Source organism: Nocardia sp. NPDC059195, from assembly GCF_042754695.1.
GTDB lineage: Bacteria > Actinomycetota > Actinomycetes > Mycobacteriales > Mycobacteriaceae > Nocardia.
In genome coordinates this window covers 34869-50174 of sequence record NZ_JBHZBG010000004.1, presented here as the reverse complement: position 1 = coordinate 50174, position 15306 = coordinate 34869, and the positions used below count along the sequence as shown (strand labels likewise).

Below are 15306 nucleotides of genomic sequence, written 5' to 3'. Positions count from 1 at the left end.
GAATCCCATGACAGATACCGTGTCTGCCAGCGAAGCGCGGAACAAGCTGTTCCCGCTCATCGAAGAGGTCAATAACGACCGCACCGCAATCCACATCACCAGCAAGAAGGGCAACGCCGTCTTGCTGAGTGAAGAGGAGTACAACTCCATGCGGGAAACCCTGTATCTGCTGCGCTCGCCTGCCAATGCGGCCCGGTTGGCGCAGGGGATCGCGCAGGCGGAGTCGGGCGATGTTGTGGAATTCCAGCCAGAAGGGGACCAGTGAGAGTCGTCTTCGTCAAGGTCGCTTGGGAAGATTACACACATTGGGTCAGTACCGACCGAAAGGTCGCTATCCGCATCAACCGTCTGATCGACGACATCGTACGCGATCCGTTCAACGGTCTCGGCAAGCCTGAGCCGCTGCGAGGCGACAAGTCGGGTTACTGGTCACGTCGCATCGACAGTGAACACAGGTTGGTCTATTCGGTCTCGGGGGAGACTGTCACGGTCGTGCAGGCCAGGTACCACTACTGAATTCTTCCGAACCTGTCGCGTTCATCGCCCGACTCGACTGTGCGAGAGGTTCGTTGATGGTGAATCAGCTCCTCGACAGTTGCACGTAGCGGAGCACGTAGTACTGCCCGAGAAATTGGGGTAGCCGTGTACTCGCGTCGGCTCGCGCACATCCTCGTACGTTCAGAGCGGACAGAAAATCTGCGGCTGACGTTGGCGTTCGGGACATCGGAGCCGCTCGGGAATCGAGGAGCACGGATGTCTACCGCAATCACCACCCTGACTTCGCCCAAAGGTCAGCCGCTGACTCTGGTGGGGGAGGCGAAGGTCTCACCGAACTCGGTGTACCCCCGCGTCGAACCGCCGCGCGGCGACGAACTCGGCCCTGTCTTCGAGATGTCGGACTATGAGCTCGCCGAAGCTTTGCGGCCGGTGATCTTCAACGAGGGCAAGGAATACACCGTCGACGCACCGAGCAACTCGTTCGTCGAGCTGCTTCGGGCGGATCGCGAGCGGCGCACATCGTCCTACACCGCGCTGCCGCGCTCGCAGTCCGAACAGATCGATTCCACGTCGCTGCACGCACTTTCGGGAATCATCGGCACGGACAACCGCGTTGTGCGTCGCGACAACACGGTGTATCCGATGAGCACGATCGCCTATCTCGCGCTCGCGAGCGGGGGATACTCCGGGTCCGCGACGATGGTCGGGCCGTCTACCGCGGTCACCGCGGCACACGTCGTGCACAACGGAACGAACTGGCTTCCTTTCGCATCCGTCGCACCCGGCACCGATCGCCAAGACCCGACACCGATGCCCTTCGGCAGCCACGGCGGTTACAACGTGACGGTCCCCGGTGGCTGGGTGAACAACGCGGGAGGCGACGCGCGATTCGACTACGCCGTCATCGAATTCTCCGGATACGGAGACTTCCCGGGCCGCGCGTCGGGTTGGAAGGGTCTGTGGGTGGCGCCCGACAACGTCGTGACCGGCAACCGGATGTATCTCTACGGCCATCCGAGTGACAAGTCTCAGCCCCAGATCTGGGGCAACGAAGGCAACGGCATCCTCAACGGTCAGTACATCAACTTCTTCATGGACGCGTGGTACGGCGACAGCGGTTCGGGTCTCTATGTGTACGACACCGACGGATGGCCCTACGTCGTGGGCGTGCTGCGCGGTGCCGCGGGCGCGATCGGCGACAACACCAAGCCCAACTTCGGGCGGCGGATGACTCGCGACGTCTTCGACTTCATCGTCGCGTACTCGGCTCTGTAGGAAAGGAATCATCATGTCCGACACCATTTCTGCCGAGCCGGAAGCCGGCGTCGCGTTCGAATCGGTCGTCCCCGTCGAGAAGCCGCTGCAGACCGACCTGGCGTTCATGCCGGAACTGCTCGAGGTCGATCTGTTGGTACGCGCGGCGGAGGCTCGCACCAAGTTCAACGTCGACGGGTCCGGTATGACGGTCGCCGTTCTCGACACCGGGCTCCGCACCACCCACGTCGATTTCGCCGGACGGGTTCGGGCGGGCCGGAACTTCACTTCCGACAACAACGGTTCGCCCGCCGATCCGACCGACGGCCAGGGTCATGGAACCAACGTTGCGGGCATCATCTGCGCCGGCGGCGTGCACACCGGGATGGCACCGCGCGCGCATATCGTGCCCGTCAAAGTCCTCGGCAACTCCGGCGGCGGCAGTTTCCTCGCGATCCGCGACGCACTGCTCTGGGTGCTGGCCAATCGAACATTGCTCGGCATCTCCGCCGTGTGCATGTCCCTCGGCGCATCGGACAACAACACCTCCGACGCGGATTTCGCGGGTGACGGCATCGGTGACGCGATGCGAAAACTCACCGACGCGGGAGTGGCCTGCTGTGTCGCGGCGGGTAACGACTACTTCGCCCACAACAGCGGTCAAGGCATGAGTTACCCGGCGATCTTCCGCGAGACGATCAGTGTCGGCGCGGTCTACGACGCCGACGAGGGATCGTTCAGCTACGGCTCCGGTGCGACCGCCCTGTCGACGGCTCCGGACCGGATCACACCGTTCTCGCAGCGCCTGCACTCGACCGTGGGTGGCGACTGCGCGACCGATATCTTCGCGCCCGGCGCCCCGACGACCTCGTCGGGAATCCGCAACGACAGCGGCGAGTCGATCCAGCACGGCACCAGTCAGGCCACGCCCGTGGTCGCCGGCGTCGTGCTGCTGATTCAGCAATTCCATCTGCGGGTGGCCGGGACGATGCCGTCGGTCGCCGAGGTTCGCACATGGTTGCAGGCGGGCGCTGTGCCGATCGTTGATGGCGACGACGAGCACGACAATGTCGTCCACACCGGGCAGACGTTCAGCCGGATCAGCGCGTTCGGCGCGCTCACCGCCTGCGCGAAGGATGTCGCGAGGTCGGCGCTGATCGAAGCGGGCATCGACCGGTCGCGGGTGTAGCTGCCATGGACGCCGGCCGGTCGGCCAGGCTGTTCCTCAGCCATTCGAGCCGGGACAGCCGCGAGGCGGTCGCGCTGCGGGCGTGGCTGATCGAGGCGGAGCCCGGTCTGGCAGGCGAGATCTTCCTCGATCTCGACCCGGATACCGGGATTCCGGCCGGCGTCCGATGGAAGGACGCACTGCGCGGGGCGGGCGATCGCTGCGAGGCGGTCATCTGCCTGTTGTCGAACAATTGGGACAGTTCTCATGAGTGCAAGGTCGAATACCGTCATGCCGAGTCACTGAACAAGCCGATCTTCACGGTCCGCCTCGAGCCGTTGGCGGGGCGCGACATGACCAGTGAATGGCAGCGTTGCGACCTGTTCGGGGACGGACCGAAGACGGCGATATCGGTGAATGGGGAGACGGTCGAGTTCCTGACCGAGGGGTTGCAGCGGCTCCGTCACGGCCTGCGGGCCGCGGGCATCGGCGCCGACACCTTCGGCTGGCCACCGCCGGGCGACCCGGGCCGCGCACCTTATCGAGGGTGGGAACCGCTCGAATCTGTAGACGCCGCAGTCTATTTCGGCCGCGACGCGCAGATCGGGCGAGCGATCGACACGGTGCGTGGGCTGCGCAACCTCGGTGGCGGCCACCTGTTCGTCGTGCTCGGTCCGTCGGGTGTGGGCAAGTCGTCATTCGTGCGCGCCGGGTTGCTGCCGCGCCTGGCCCGCGACGACCGCCACTTCCTCACCATGGACATCGTGCGGCCGCACCGCAAAGCGCTCACCGGTGACGCCGGATTCGCGCGGTCGATCCACGCGCTGCGCGTCGGCGTGGGGCTGCGGCGGCCCGGTCTCACCGAGATCGAGGACGGCGTCCGCGACGTCGAACAGGTGCGGGCCTGGCTGATCGAAGCACAGCAGGCCGCGCGGGAACGCGTCCTGGACTCCGACGACGACCCGGCCCCGACGCTGATCCTGCCGATCGACCAAGCCGAGGAACTGTTCGGCCCCGAGGCGGGTGAACAGGCAGGCGTGCTGCTCACACTGCTCGGTGGCCTGCTCGACCGCGACCGCGGGATCTCGATGATCGCGATCGCGACCATCCGCTCCGACCGCTACGAACCGCTGCAGACCGCACCCATGCTGGCGTCGGTCGCGGTGCGGCCGTTCGACGATCTGAAACCGATGCCGCAGGCCCAGTTCAAGGAAGTCATCGTCGGGCCGGTGCGGCGGGCGAGGGAAGCGGGCGCGGAGTTGTCGTTCGCCCCGGACCTGGTGGAACGTCTGCTCGACGACTGGTCCCGCGGCGCCGACACTCTGCCGCTGCTCTCGCTCACCCTCGCCCGGCTGTTTCGGGACTACGGGGATGGGGAGATCACCCTCGCGCACTACGAATCCCTCGGCGGGTTGCGGCGGGTGGTGCAGCGCGAGGTCGACGAACTCCTCGAGGCCGACCCCGAGGTCCGTGCCGGACAGTTGGCGATCCTGCGACGGGCGTTCGTGCCGTGGCTGGCGACGATCAACTCCGGCAACGACCAGCCGATGCGCCGACCGGCCCGCTGGTTCGATCTGCCGCCGGAGAGTCATCCGCTGCTCGAGGAGTTCGTCGCGCGCAGGCTACTGGTCAAGGACGAGCGTGACGGGGCCGTTGTCGTCGAGGTCGCGTTGGAAAGCTTGCTGCGCCAATGGGATACGCTCGCCGACTGGCTGCGGGTGCAGGCCGCCGATCTGGAGGCCACCGACAACCTCGAGCGGGCCGCGCAGGCGTGGGAGCAGAACGGGCGGCGCGAGGACTGGCTGCTGTCGGGGTCACGACTCGCCGACGCCGAATCACTCGCCGCCGCACCAGGATTCCGCGAGCGACTCAACCCCGTCCGGGGTCTGCTGTTGGCCTCGCGACGCGCCGAGGACCAGCGAATCGACGAGGAACGCAGGCATCGGGAGGACGAGCTGCGGGCCGCGAGGGAACGCCAGCAGGCGGCGGAAACGTTGGCGGCCACGGAGAGCCGGGCGAAGGAGGACGCGCAGCGCAGCGCGCGGGCATTGCGTCGGCGGTCGCGGATTCTGCGGGCGGCGTTGGTGTTGACCATGGTCGCTGCGCTGGTCGCGGGGTTGCTGTGGGTGCGTGCCGATCGGGCGCAGGAGCGCGCCGTCGCGGAGAGCCTCCACGCGACAGCGCTGGCGTTGTCGGCGAATTCGCAGCTCATGCTCTCGGGAAGGTGGCCGGGCAAAAGCGACGACATCCTGGGAATGCAGATGGCTATGGCCGCGTATCGCATCCCTACGGAAACCAAGCGGGAGTTCGCCCTGCTCAACGCTATTCACCAGCAAGGCAAACTCCGCAAAATCGTCCACATGAACAGGGTCGAGGTCGCCAGTGTCGCCTATAGCCCGGACGGGAAACGGATCGCGGCCGCTGGTGGTAGCGAGATCCAACTCCTCGACGCCGTTACCTGGAAGCCGATCGGTACTCTGTTGGCGGGTCACAAGTCTGAGGTGATACGCATCGCGTTCAGTCCCGACGGCACCCGCCTCGTGTCCTCGGGTCGGGATCGAACTGTGCGGCTGTGGGACACCGGGTCGCAGCAGCAGGTAGGTGCCGAAATGCGTGGCCACACCGGACCGGTTATGGGCGTAGCGTTCAGCCCGGACGGCCGCCACATCGTGTCGGCGAGTACAGATAAGACCGTCCGGCTCTGGGATGCCGACACGCGCCAGCAGATCGGCGAAATGACCGAGCACACCATGCCGGTGACCTCGGTGGCGTTCGGTGAGGGCGGGCTGATCGCTTCGGGCGACTTCGGCGGCACCGTCCGTTTGTGGGACGCGCAGTCCGGACTACCCTCGGGCGAGCCGCTGACCGTGTACACCGACAGCGCGGTGAACAGTCTCTCCTTCGACCACAAAGGTGACCGACTCGTGGTCGCGGGATTCGATGTCCAGCAATGGGATACAAGAACCCACCGGCAGATCGGCGAGCCGCTACGTGAGCACACCGCAGCGGTAGGATACGTAACCTACAGTCGCGACGGCACTGTCATCGCCTCGGCCAGCGATGACAAGACGATCCGGCTGTGGGATGCCATGACGGGTCGGCCTCTTGGGGAGCCACTGGACGGACACGAACTCATCGTGTCCAGCGTCGCGCTTCACCCCGATTCAGGTCGAGTTCTCTCCGGCAGCCTGGATTCCACCGTCCGCGAATGGGAGGTGGGCGGCGGGCGAACCATGCACCACGGCGCCAAGGTGTTGGGCGCGGACGTGAGCCCGAATGGCAGGCATATCGTCTCTGGCGGCACGGATGGCATCATCCGACAGTGGGACACCGCCACCGGTGCGCAGCTCGGGCCCTTGATCCGCGGCGAGCACGGCATTTTCCAGATCGCGGAATACACAGCCGAAGGCACACAGGTGGCGGCCACCGGGTTCAGCCCCAAGTCCCTCGCGTTGACTGACATTCAGCTTTGGGATGCTGCATCGGGGGCGGCGATCGCGCCGCCGATCGCTCTGCCACCAGGAACGACCGGCCACACATACGATCCCGGCCGGCGCAGGCTGGTGATCAGAGCTGACGGTTATGCCCAGATTCGAGACATGGCGAGTATGCGTCCGATCGGACCGGAACTGCGCCATGACGATGGTTCTGTGCGGACGGCATCTATCGACAACGGCGGACGGCGTGTCGCTACCGGCGCCACCGACTACTCGGTGCGGTTGTGGGACCCAGACACCGGTCAACCAGTTGGCCAGCCGATGACCGGGCAAGCATGGGTCAAGAGCACCACCTTCAGCCCGGACGGCCAGCTGCTCGCCGTCGGCTACGAAGACAAATCGGTGCGCATCTGGAATACCGATACCGGCAGGCAAATCGACGAACCCATGTGGCAGGACGGACCGGCCAGCATGGTCCAATTCTCACCGGACGGCCGCATACTCGTCACCGTCGGCATCGACAATGTGTTGCGACTGTGGGATGTGGAGACGCACCGTCAGATCGGCCCGGCCTTGGTCGGGCACGGCGCCCCAGTTACCGCTGTCGACTTCACGCCCGACGGTTCTGCGATCATGTCCGCGAGTGTTGACGAGACCATCCGCGTGTGGCCGGTGCCGACTGCCTCGCCCGAGCAACTCTGCGCCAAGATGACCCACAATATGAGCCGGGAGACATGGCGGAACTGGGTCTCTTCGGAGATCGACTACATCGAGCTGTGTGCGGGATTACCGATCGCCGGCGAGGAGGAATAGCCGATGATTACCGACGACGATTTCCTGAATACCCTCTGGCAGCGGCGAACTCGCTGGTCGACCACCGCTACCCAGATGAAGCGACAGTTGGATCGAACGCGCCTGGCGGTTCTCCTCCTCGGCAGCTGGGGCGCGATTGCCACGGCCTCGACCACGACCATCCTCCGCTCGGCAGGCACCCCGACCCGCATCGTGGCGCTGTCGGGCGCGGTGGCGTTGGCGGTGGCGACGTTTCTCACCGCCCAGTACCTGACCGCGGAATCGACCCGCCGCTGGATTCGAGCCCGGGCGGTCTCCGAGGGTGTCAAGCACCGAATTCTCACCTTCCGCGCCACCGGTGACGCGGAACAATCCGGGCAATTGCTGGCCGATATCGATGGCATCGAGCGGACGGCAGCGGACCTGTTGCCGATGCTCGCGCCCAGCGCCGAAGCCGTCGAGGCGCCACGATCGATGCACCCCGAAGAGTATGTCCACGACCGGGTACGGGCCCAGATCGACGACTACTACCTGCCCGCGGCCCGCTGCTACAGCACCCGTGCGACCCGGCTGCGCCGCGCCGCTGTCGGCCTCGGCCTCGCGGCTACGATCGTCGCCGCGATCAATACCGGTGTCGGTGTGGAAGCGGCGGGCCGCATCGCGCCCTGGGTCGCGGTGATGACCACGCTGAGTGGATCGTTGCTGGCCTATCTCGCAGGCAAGCGGTACGACTTCCTGGTGATGACCTACCTCGCTACCGCGGATCGCCTGCGACGGCGGCTCGATCGGTGGCGCACCGACGGGTCACCCACCGACCGGGTCCGGTGGGCGGCGTTCGTCGCGGACTGCGAGAACACCATCTCGCTCGAGAACGCGAGCTGGATGGCGAAATGGGGCGAGCGCACAGAGATCTGACGACCTCGACCGTCTCGGCCCCGAGACGCGCGCGCGGACGACTTCGGCACCACGCCGAGCGGCCTCGCCGATCGTCTGCTGTGGCTGATCGACCGCCTCGAGCAGGTGAGCGAACTGGTCAGCGCCGCATCATCGCTCGACCTTGCGGAAATGCCTCGGCTGACCCGGTTGATGTCGCAACAGACGCTGACGTGCTCTTGCGGCAGGGGTGGACCGGGGCGGATAGCCTGATCGCAGTCACATGGGTGGTGCGAAGGAGCTGTGATGGAGTTCGGGCCGGGGGCGATCCTTGCGGGGTACCGCATCGAGCGCAGGGTCGGTGGCGGGGGGATGGGAGCGGTCTATCTGGCTCAGCATCCGCGACTGCCGCGCCGGGACGCGGTGAAGGTGCTCGATGCGCGGCTGGCGGTGGAGCCGACGTTTCGGGCGCGGTTCGAGCGTGAGGCCGATCTGGCTGCGCGGCTGCGGCATCCGAATGTGGTGCAGATCTTCGATCGTGGGGTCGATGGCGATCGGCTGTGGATCGCGATGCAGTTCGTGGATGGGCTCGACGCGGCGCAGTTGCTGCGTCAGGGGTTGTCGGTGCTCACGCCGGAGCGCGCGGTTCACATTGTCGCCGAGGCGGCCAAGGGGCTGGACTACGCGCATCGGCAGGGGCTGCTGCATCGCGATATCAAACCGGCGAACCTGCTGATCGCGCGTGCCGACGACGGCACCGACGAAGTACTGGTCACCGACTTCGGGATCGCTCGCAGTATGGGGGAGACGACCAGTCTCACGTCCGCGGGATCGGTGCTCGGCACCCTCGCGTACGCGGCGCCCGAACAGCTCGAGGGGCAGCCGCTCGACGTGCGCACCGATGTGTACGCCCTCGGCGGGACCCTCTACGAGCTGCTCACCGGGTTCGTTCCGTACCAGCGGGAGAGTCCGGCCGCGTTGATCAGCGCGCATCTGATCGAACCGCCGCCACGCCCGACGGCGGGTAATCCGGCATTGCCGTTCGCGCTGGACGCGGTGATCGCGCGGGCGATGGCGAAGAACCCGGACGACCGGTACGCCAGCTGTGGTGAGCTCGCCGACGCGGCGATCGCGGCCTTCACCGGCAGGCGGGTAGTGGGGGATACCGCTGTGCTGCAGGGAGATACGCGACCCACACCACCGCGTGCTCCCGGCACGTCGCGGACGAGGAAAGCCCTGCTCGCGGTGGGCGGCGTGGCGGTGGTGGCCGGGGTGACCGCGATCGCCGTGCTGACTGCCAAGGACCGGGGCGGGGCGGAGGCGACAACGCCCGTCGCGCAGATCGGTGCCGTCCCGAACAGCTCGAGGGCGGCGCCGGCCCTGCGTCCCTGGCTCGACGATGTCCTCGCCGGTGATACGAGCGCGCTGATCCGCAAGTGCTGGACCCAGTCGCCCGCGGAGATTCCCCGGATGTACGGCGACGTCGAGCAGATCACCGATGCGGTGCGCCGCCCTGGCGTCCTCGGGCCATTCGGACCGTACTGGCAGAACGACGCGCTCCAGGTCAGCTTGCGCCCCAGCGAATTACGGTCCGACTACGGCTGCCCGATCGTCAGCGACCGGTCGGCGACCCGGCTCACCGACGAGCAGGCCCGCTACACCGTCGAGCGCTATCTGAGCCGGGTGGTCGGTGATCCGGTGAACCCGGCCGACGTGGAACCGGACTACCCACTGCTGTGCAACGGCGCCCAACCGGGCACCACGCTGTCCGGCGTGCGGCACTTCGAGGACAAGGCGCTCACGGTCCGCGGCTCCGCAGGCTCGGTCGTGACCGTCAGCGCGCCGGTGACCAGCTCCGAGGGTGCGACGTCGTCGGTCGACCTCACCCTCGACCATGCCGCGAACGGTTTCTGCATCTCCCGTATCGACCGGGCAGGCTGAGCGGCGGGCCCGGTGGCAGCCCGGCTTATCCGAAAAGGACGATCCGTCCGGTGGACAAGCCGACCCGGCCGCTCACCATCAGATGGTGAAGGCATGGGATAGGCTACGGCGGAAAGTTGGAACATGTTGATATGCAACACATTCGGGCCGCCGTATTCTGGCTCGTGTTCGAATCGGGACATATTTCAAATGGGGACATACACCGTCCTCCACCAACGCAATCGGGTGGCGGGTGCTGTGAATTTTTCTGAAGGGGTTGGGCATGAGGGCGACAGCGGGAATTTTCGGCCTTCTCCTTGCGATGGCCGGGGCCGTGATGATGTGTTTCGCCTATATGGCGCAGCATGATCTGCGCGACGACTCGGCCCAATCGACGCGAGATCTGGGTTGGAGCTGCGAAGCGCATCGCGACTACCCAGAAAAGCAGGAATGCACGTGGGGCTATTGGGACTCCATGTCCAACCACACTGCCGGCGAAGACACCGGGCCCGTCCGAGAACGAACAGCCGAACTCATCAGTGATGTCGTGCTGATCGGTGCCGCGCTCTTCGTGGGTGGTTTGGTCCTGACGGGCGGGGCGCTCGCAGGTGGGGGACGATCGGCTGCTGTCCTGCCCGTAGCGCCACCCCGCCAGCAGGTTCACGGTTCGTCGGAGCAATGGCCCAGCCCATGACCCTGTCATCGGGTCGGCCACCCGGACTGGATCGGGCCTAGTGGTCGACGAGGTCCTGCGCGGAAATCAGGGCGAGTTCCTCGGCAAGGGTGGTGACGGTGTCGCGGATCTGAGCTTCGGTGTGGCAGGCCGTGACGAAGAAGCGGAGTCGGGCCAGGTCTTCCGGGACGGCCGGGTACAGAATCGGATTGACGTTGATCCCGCGGCGCAACAGCGCGGTGGACAGTTTCAGCGTCTTCATCGAGTCGCCCACAATGCACGGGATGATCGGGGTGTTGCGGCTGTCGCCGGTATTGATGCCTGCCTCGCGGGCAAGGCGCAGAAAGAGTTCCGAGTTGCGTCGCAGGCGGTCGAGTGGCTCGCGGTCGGCCCGCAACAGCCGCATCGCGGCCAGGGAGGCGGCGGCGTTCATCGGTGTCATTCCGACGCTGTAGACGAAGCCGGGGGTGGTGTATTTCAGGAACCGGATCAGGTCAGCGCTGCCGGCCACATAGCCACCGCAGCCCGCGAGCGCTTTCGACATCGTGCCGGACCACAGTTCGACGTCGCCGCGGTCGACATCGAAGTATTCGCCGATGCCACCGCCGGTCTCGCCGAGCACCCCGACGCTGTGCGCCTCGTCGATCATCAGCAGTGCCTGGTGCTTGTTCTTGATCTCGATGATCGCGGGCAGATCGGGGATGTCACCGTCCTGGCTGTAGACGCCTTCGATGAGGATCAGGACTCGGCGGTACTGGTGACGGATTTCGGTCAGCAACGCGTCGAGGGCGGCGTGGTCGTTGTGGGGGAACGGTCTGCGGGTCGCGCCGGACAGTTGGCAGCCCTGCAGGATGCTGTCGTGCGCCAGGCTGTCGTGGATCACCAGGTCTTGTCCTCCGACGAGATGTCCGATGATCGTCACGTTCGTCGAATGGCCGCCGACCAGCGCGATCGCGTCCTCGGTGCCGAGCAGGGCGGACAGTTCGGCCTCGAGTTCACGATGGATCGGCTTCTCGCCGGAGAGCAGGCGGCTGGCCGAGACCGAGCTGCCGTAGCGGGCCACGGCGTCTTGAACGGCGGCGACGACCGCGGGGTGGCCCGACATCCCCAGGTAGTTGTAGCTGGCGAAGTTGACCACCTGGTTGCCGCCGATGAACGAGGTATCCCTGGTGACGCCGTCGTTGATCAGGAAATACGGGTTGGCCAGGCCGAGCGCTTCGCCGCCTGCGAGCCGGTCGGCGATGGCCCGCACCTCGGCGAAGTCGGCGATCCGGTATTCGGGGGCGACAGTGGTCGGTCTGGTTTCGGTTGTGGGAGCGGTGTTTTCGGGCGTGCGGGGCGCCGGCGCGTTTCCCTCGGCGGGCGAATCGGTGAGCTGACCGGTCAGGTGGGCGATGATGTCGCCCAGTGTCGTTGTCCCCGTGATGCGGGTCGGGTCGATGGTCGTGCCGGGGAGTTTGCGTGCCAGACCGGCGAACAGGTCGGTCAGCATGAGCGAATCGAGTCCGAGGCCGTCCCCGAGTGTCCGGGTGTCGTGCAGCCGGTCGGCGGGAAATCCGCTGACCCTGGCCAGTTCCGCGCGGACGATGCCCGCGACGGCGTCCGGGGTGGGATCGCGGCGCGCGGTGCCGGTGTCGAGGTGTGGGCCACGTGCCTCGGCCGGTGCCGCCAGCAGGCCGGCCAGCACCGCGTTCTGTTCACGGAAGAGTGCGATCAGTGGGTCGATCATTGTTCCCTCGGTATCTGCTTGCGCCGGTGCGGATTTCGGTGTGCGCGCCGAGGCGCCGACTTCGCTGACAGCGGGTGGCTCCACCCAGAATCGGTGCGCGACGGAGAACTCGTACACCGGCAGACGCCGACGCACGCGCTGTGCGGGTTCGTAGAGTTCGTTCCACACGGGGTCGAGACCGTCGCAGTAGAGCGCGGCGACAGTAGCGGCGAGTTCCTCGCCGGTCGCGCTCGGGCCGGGGCTCGGAGACAGGTAACGGGCATCTAGTTCGGGGTTGATCTTGCGCGCCGACGCGGAGAGGACGCGGCGGGGTCCGATCTCGACGAGGTGCGTCGGGTCCGTACCGAGCGCGGCCTGCACGGCGTCGCCGAAACGGACTGTGGCGCGGACGTGTTCGGTCCAGTATTCGGCATCCATCACCTCGTCGGGGTCGAGCGGTCGGCCGTGCACGGTCGAGTAGATCGGCAGGGCGGCGGCGCGGTAGGCGCAGGTACTGGCGACGGCCTCGAACTCGGCCAGCATCGGCGCCATCAGCGGACTGTGGAACGCGTGTGACACGGTGAGCGGTTTCGCGATCACCGAACGCGTGCGCAGCGCCGACCGGATGCGGGTGAGCGCCTCGGCGTCGCCGGAGAGAACGAGATCTTCCGGGCCGTTGACGGCGGCGAGCACCACAGCGGGTTCGGCGGTGAGCAGGTCGGCGATCCGCTCTGGCGTTGAGCGCACGGCCAGCATCGCGCCGCCAGCGGGCAGACGTTGCATCAGCCGCCCGCGCGCGGTGACCAGTTTGCAGGCGTCATCGAGATCGAAGACGCCCGCCACCGCGGCGGCCGCGAATTCGCCGATGCTGTGCCCGATCAGCCACGCGGGCCGCACGCCCAGGTCGGCGAGCGTCTTGGCGATGGCGTATTCCATGGCGAAGATCGCGGGTTGGGCGAGCGCGGTGGGGTCGAGGTCGGCGTGCTCGTCGAGCAGTAACTCCCGGACCGAGCGGCCGAGGTGGTCGGCCATGGCGGCATCGACCAGCTCGAGCGCGCGCCGGAAACCGTGGCTCGCCTCGTGCAGAGTGCGCCCCATCCCGGGGAATTGGGACCCCTGGCCGGTGAACATCCAGCCGACACGCACCGGCCGCGCGAGGCCCTGAAGTTCGCGACGCGGCCTGCCCACGTGTTCGCGCGCACCGTCACCGGATGTCGCATCGGCGCGCAACTGCGCGATCGCCTCGTCGCGGTCGTCGGCGACGACGGCGAGCCGGTAGCGGCCCGACGACTTCACCTGATTGCTGGTCCAACAGAACTGGGCAAAGTGGTTCTGCGGCAACGACCGCAATGCCTCGGACATCCGAATCGCGTTGCGCCGTAGCCCGTCTTCGGTGTTCGACGAAAGGGTGAGCACTCCCACCCCCGATGCCGCGGGCGTTGCGGCGGTCCTTGCGCTCGCCAGCACCATGTGCACATTCGTGCCGCCCAGGCCGAAGCTGCTCACACCACAGAGCGCGGGTCCGTCGAGGGGCAGGGGATCGGCCAGCAGACGCAGGCCTTGCTGCGCCATCTGCAGGCGCGGATTCTCCTGATCGGCGAACCTCGACGGCGGGACGACACCATGGTGCAGGCTGAGGACGGCTTTGATGAGCCCGGCGACACCCGCGGCACCCTCGGTGTGGCCGAGGTTGCCCTTGATGGATCCGATGCCGCACGGCCGCGCCCGGTTGTTCGCGTGCAGCTTGCCCAACGCCTTGACTTCGATCATGTCGCCGAGAACAGTTCCGGTGCCGTGCGCCTCGATGAAGTCGATGTCGTCGGCACGTACCCCAGCCCGCTGATAGGCCGCACCGATCACCGTCTGCTGGGCCCACCGGTTCGGCGCGGTGATGCCGTTGCTGCGCCCGTCGGAATTGACCGCGCTGCCCTTGATCACCGCGTAGATCGGCAGCCCCGCGGCCTCGGCGTCGGCCAGGCGGCGCAGGACGAGCACCGCGACGCCTTCCCCGCGCACGATCCCATCGGCGTTGCCGCTGAACGGTTTACACCGCGCGTCCGGTGCCGACAGCCCAGCCTGGGTGTAGAACACGCCGACGGCCGGAGTCAGCACGAGATTCACGCCGCCGGCGACAGCCTGGTCGCAATCGCCCGCCGCCAGTGCGGCGCACGCGAGATGCACCGCGACCAGCGACGACGAGCATGCTGTGTCGACGGCGATACTCGGCCCCGCGAGGTCGAACTGGTAGGACAGCCGGTTGGCGGTCATGAAGTAGCCGTTGCCGGATCCGTGCTGCGGGGTGATCGCGGCGTAGTCGCTCATCTGCAGGTTGGCCCATTCGTTGGCCATCACGCCGACGTAAACCCCTGTCCGCGAGCCGGATTGCGCGCGGGGATCGAGCGTGGCGTCCTCGAAGGCTCGCCAGGTGGCCTGCAGCAGCAGGCGTTGTTGCGGGTCCATCGACTCGGCCTCGTGGGAGGTGATGCCGAAGAATTCGTGGTCGAACGCGTCGGCGTCGTCGATGAATCCGCCGCTGCGGGTGTTGATGGTGCCGGGCGCGCCGGTCGGGTCGTGGAAGTCGTCGGCGTTCCAGCGGCTCGACGGTACTTCCGAGATCGCGTCGCGACCGTTGATCAGCAGCTGCCACAACCGCGCCGGGTCGGCGGCGTGGGGGAAGCGGCAGTCGAGGCCGACGACAGCGATGTCGGTCATGCCGCGACGGCGGTTTCCGCGGCGAGGTAGGCGGAGATGGCCGTGATGGTGGGGTATTCGAAGACCAGGGTCGGGTCGATGTCGAGCATCCAACGGTCTTCGATCTCGCCGCACAGGGCCACCGCCGACACCGAGTCCATGCCGAGTTCGGCGAGCGGGATCGTCGGGTCCACCTGGTGCTGTGCGCGTTCGGTGTAGTCGGCGACGCGCTCGATGAGCCAGTCCTGGATCGTCGTGGAGTGGGTGATAGTGGTGCTGAACATGTTTCGGC

The 15306-nt window shown here is 66.8% G+C and carries 10 protein-coding genes; 8 read left to right on the top strand and 2 right to left on the bottom strand.

Going from position 1 to position 15306, the window contains the following annotated elements:
- Positions 1-7 precede the first annotated feature (7 nt).
- The 8 genes from ACFXKN_RS07345 to ACFXKN_RS07310 all read left to right on the top strand — a co-directional run bounded on the left by ACFXKN_RS07345 (position 8) and on the right by ACFXKN_RS07310 (position 10636).
- Positions 8-265: a type II toxin-antitoxin system Phd/YefM family antitoxin gene (locus tag ACFXKN_RS07345; RefSeq protein WP_378952387.1), complete on the top strand. Its 258-nt coding sequence runs from the start codon at positions 8-10 to the stop codon at positions 263-265.
- Entirely contained in the window at positions 262-516 is a 255-nt protein-coding gene (locus ACFXKN_RS07340; RefSeq protein ID WP_379432674.1) for a Txe/YoeB family addiction module toxin, read from the top strand. The genes ACFXKN_RS07345 and ACFXKN_RS07340 overlap by 4 nt, the downstream gene beginning before the upstream one ends.
- A gap of 237 nt (positions 517-753) precedes the next feature.
- The gene (locus tag ACFXKN_RS07335; RefSeq protein WP_379432673.1) at positions 754-1773 is read left to right on the top strand and encodes a trypsin-like serine peptidase; all 1020 of its coding nucleotides are present in this window, start codon (positions 754-756) and stop codon (positions 1771-1773) included.
- A gap of 13 nt (positions 1774-1786) precedes the next feature.
- Entirely contained in the window at positions 1787-2941 is a 1155-nt protein-coding gene (locus tag ACFXKN_RS07330) for a S8 family serine peptidase (protein ID WP_379432672.1), read from the top strand.
- Positions 2942-2946: 5 nt separating this feature from the next.
- Positions 2947-7170, top strand: a complete 4224-nt coding sequence (locus ACFXKN_RS07325; protein ID WP_379432671.1) for a TIR domain-containing protein — start codon at positions 2947-2949, stop codon at positions 7168-7170.
- A 3-nt stretch (positions 7171-7173) separates the two neighbouring features.
- Positions 7174-8064 (top strand): DUF4231 domain-containing protein, encoded by an 891-nt coding sequence (locus ACFXKN_RS07320; protein WP_379432670.1) that lies wholly within the window; start codon positions 7174-7176, stop codon positions 8062-8064.
- A 264-nt stretch (positions 8065-8328) separates the two neighbouring features.
- Positions 8329-9963 carry a protein kinase gene (locus ACFXKN_RS07315; RefSeq protein ID WP_378952372.1) on the top strand — a complete coding sequence of 545 codons (1635 nt, stop codon included), beginning with the start codon at positions 8329-8331 and terminating at the stop codon, positions 9961-9963.
- Positions 9964-10225: 262 nt separating this feature from the next.
- Complete coding sequence (locus tag ACFXKN_RS07310) at positions 10226-10636, top strand: hypothetical protein (protein ID WP_378952369.1); 411 nt, start codon at positions 10226-10228, stop codon at positions 10634-10636.
- Between the two features lie 37 nt (positions 10637-10673).
- Here ACFXKN_RS07310 and ACFXKN_RS07305 read toward each other — a convergent pair whose 3' ends face one another.
- Positions 10674-15035, bottom strand: a complete 4362-nt coding sequence (locus ACFXKN_RS07305) for a type I polyketide synthase (RefSeq protein WP_379432669.1) — start codon at positions 15033-15035, stop codon at positions 10674-10676.
- Complete coding sequence (locus ACFXKN_RS07300) at positions 15032-15298, bottom strand: acyl carrier protein (protein WP_378952363.1); 267 nt, start codon at positions 15296-15298, stop codon at positions 15032-15034. Before ACFXKN_RS07300 ends, ACFXKN_RS07305 begins: the two co-directional genes overlap by 4 nt.
- Positions 15299-15306 lie beyond the last annotated feature (8 nt).

Excerpts from the sequence above, each read along its gene's own strand:
- ACFXKN_RS07345 (WP_378952387.1), top strand. The coding sequence starts at position 8 with ATGACAGATACCGTGTCTGCCAGCGAAGCGCGGAACAAGCTGTTCCCG.
- ACFXKN_RS07335 (WP_379432673.1), top strand. The coding sequence starts at position 754 with ATGTCTACCGCAATCACCACCCTGACTTCGCCCAAAGGTCAGCCGCTG.
- ACFXKN_RS07330 (WP_379432672.1), top strand. The coding sequence starts at position 1,787 with ATGTCCGACACCATTTCTGCCGAGCCGGAAGCCGGCGTCGCGTTCGAA.
- ACFXKN_RS07325 (WP_379432671.1), top strand. The coding sequence starts at position 2,947 with ATGGACGCCGGCCGGTCGGCCAGGCTGTTCCTCAGCCATTCGAGCCGG.
- ACFXKN_RS07320 (WP_379432670.1), top strand. The coding sequence starts at position 7,174 with ATGATTACCGACGACGATTTCCTGAATACCCTCTGGCAGCGGCGAACT.
- ACFXKN_RS07315 (WP_378952372.1), top strand. The coding sequence starts at position 8,329 with ATGGAGTTCGGGCCGGGGGCGATCCTTGCGGGGTACCGCATCGAGCGC.
- ACFXKN_RS07310 (WP_378952369.1), top strand. The coding sequence starts at position 10,226 with ATGAGGGCGACAGCGGGAATTTTCGGCCTTCTCCTTGCGATGGCCGGG.
- ACFXKN_RS07305 (WP_379432669.1), bottom strand. The coding sequence starts at position 15,035 with ATGACCGACATCGCTGTCGTCGGCCTCGACTGCCGCTTCCCCCACGCC.
- ACFXKN_RS07300 (WP_378952363.1), bottom strand. The coding sequence starts at position 15,298 with ATGTTCAGCACCACTATCACCCACTCCACGACGATCCAGGACTGGCTC.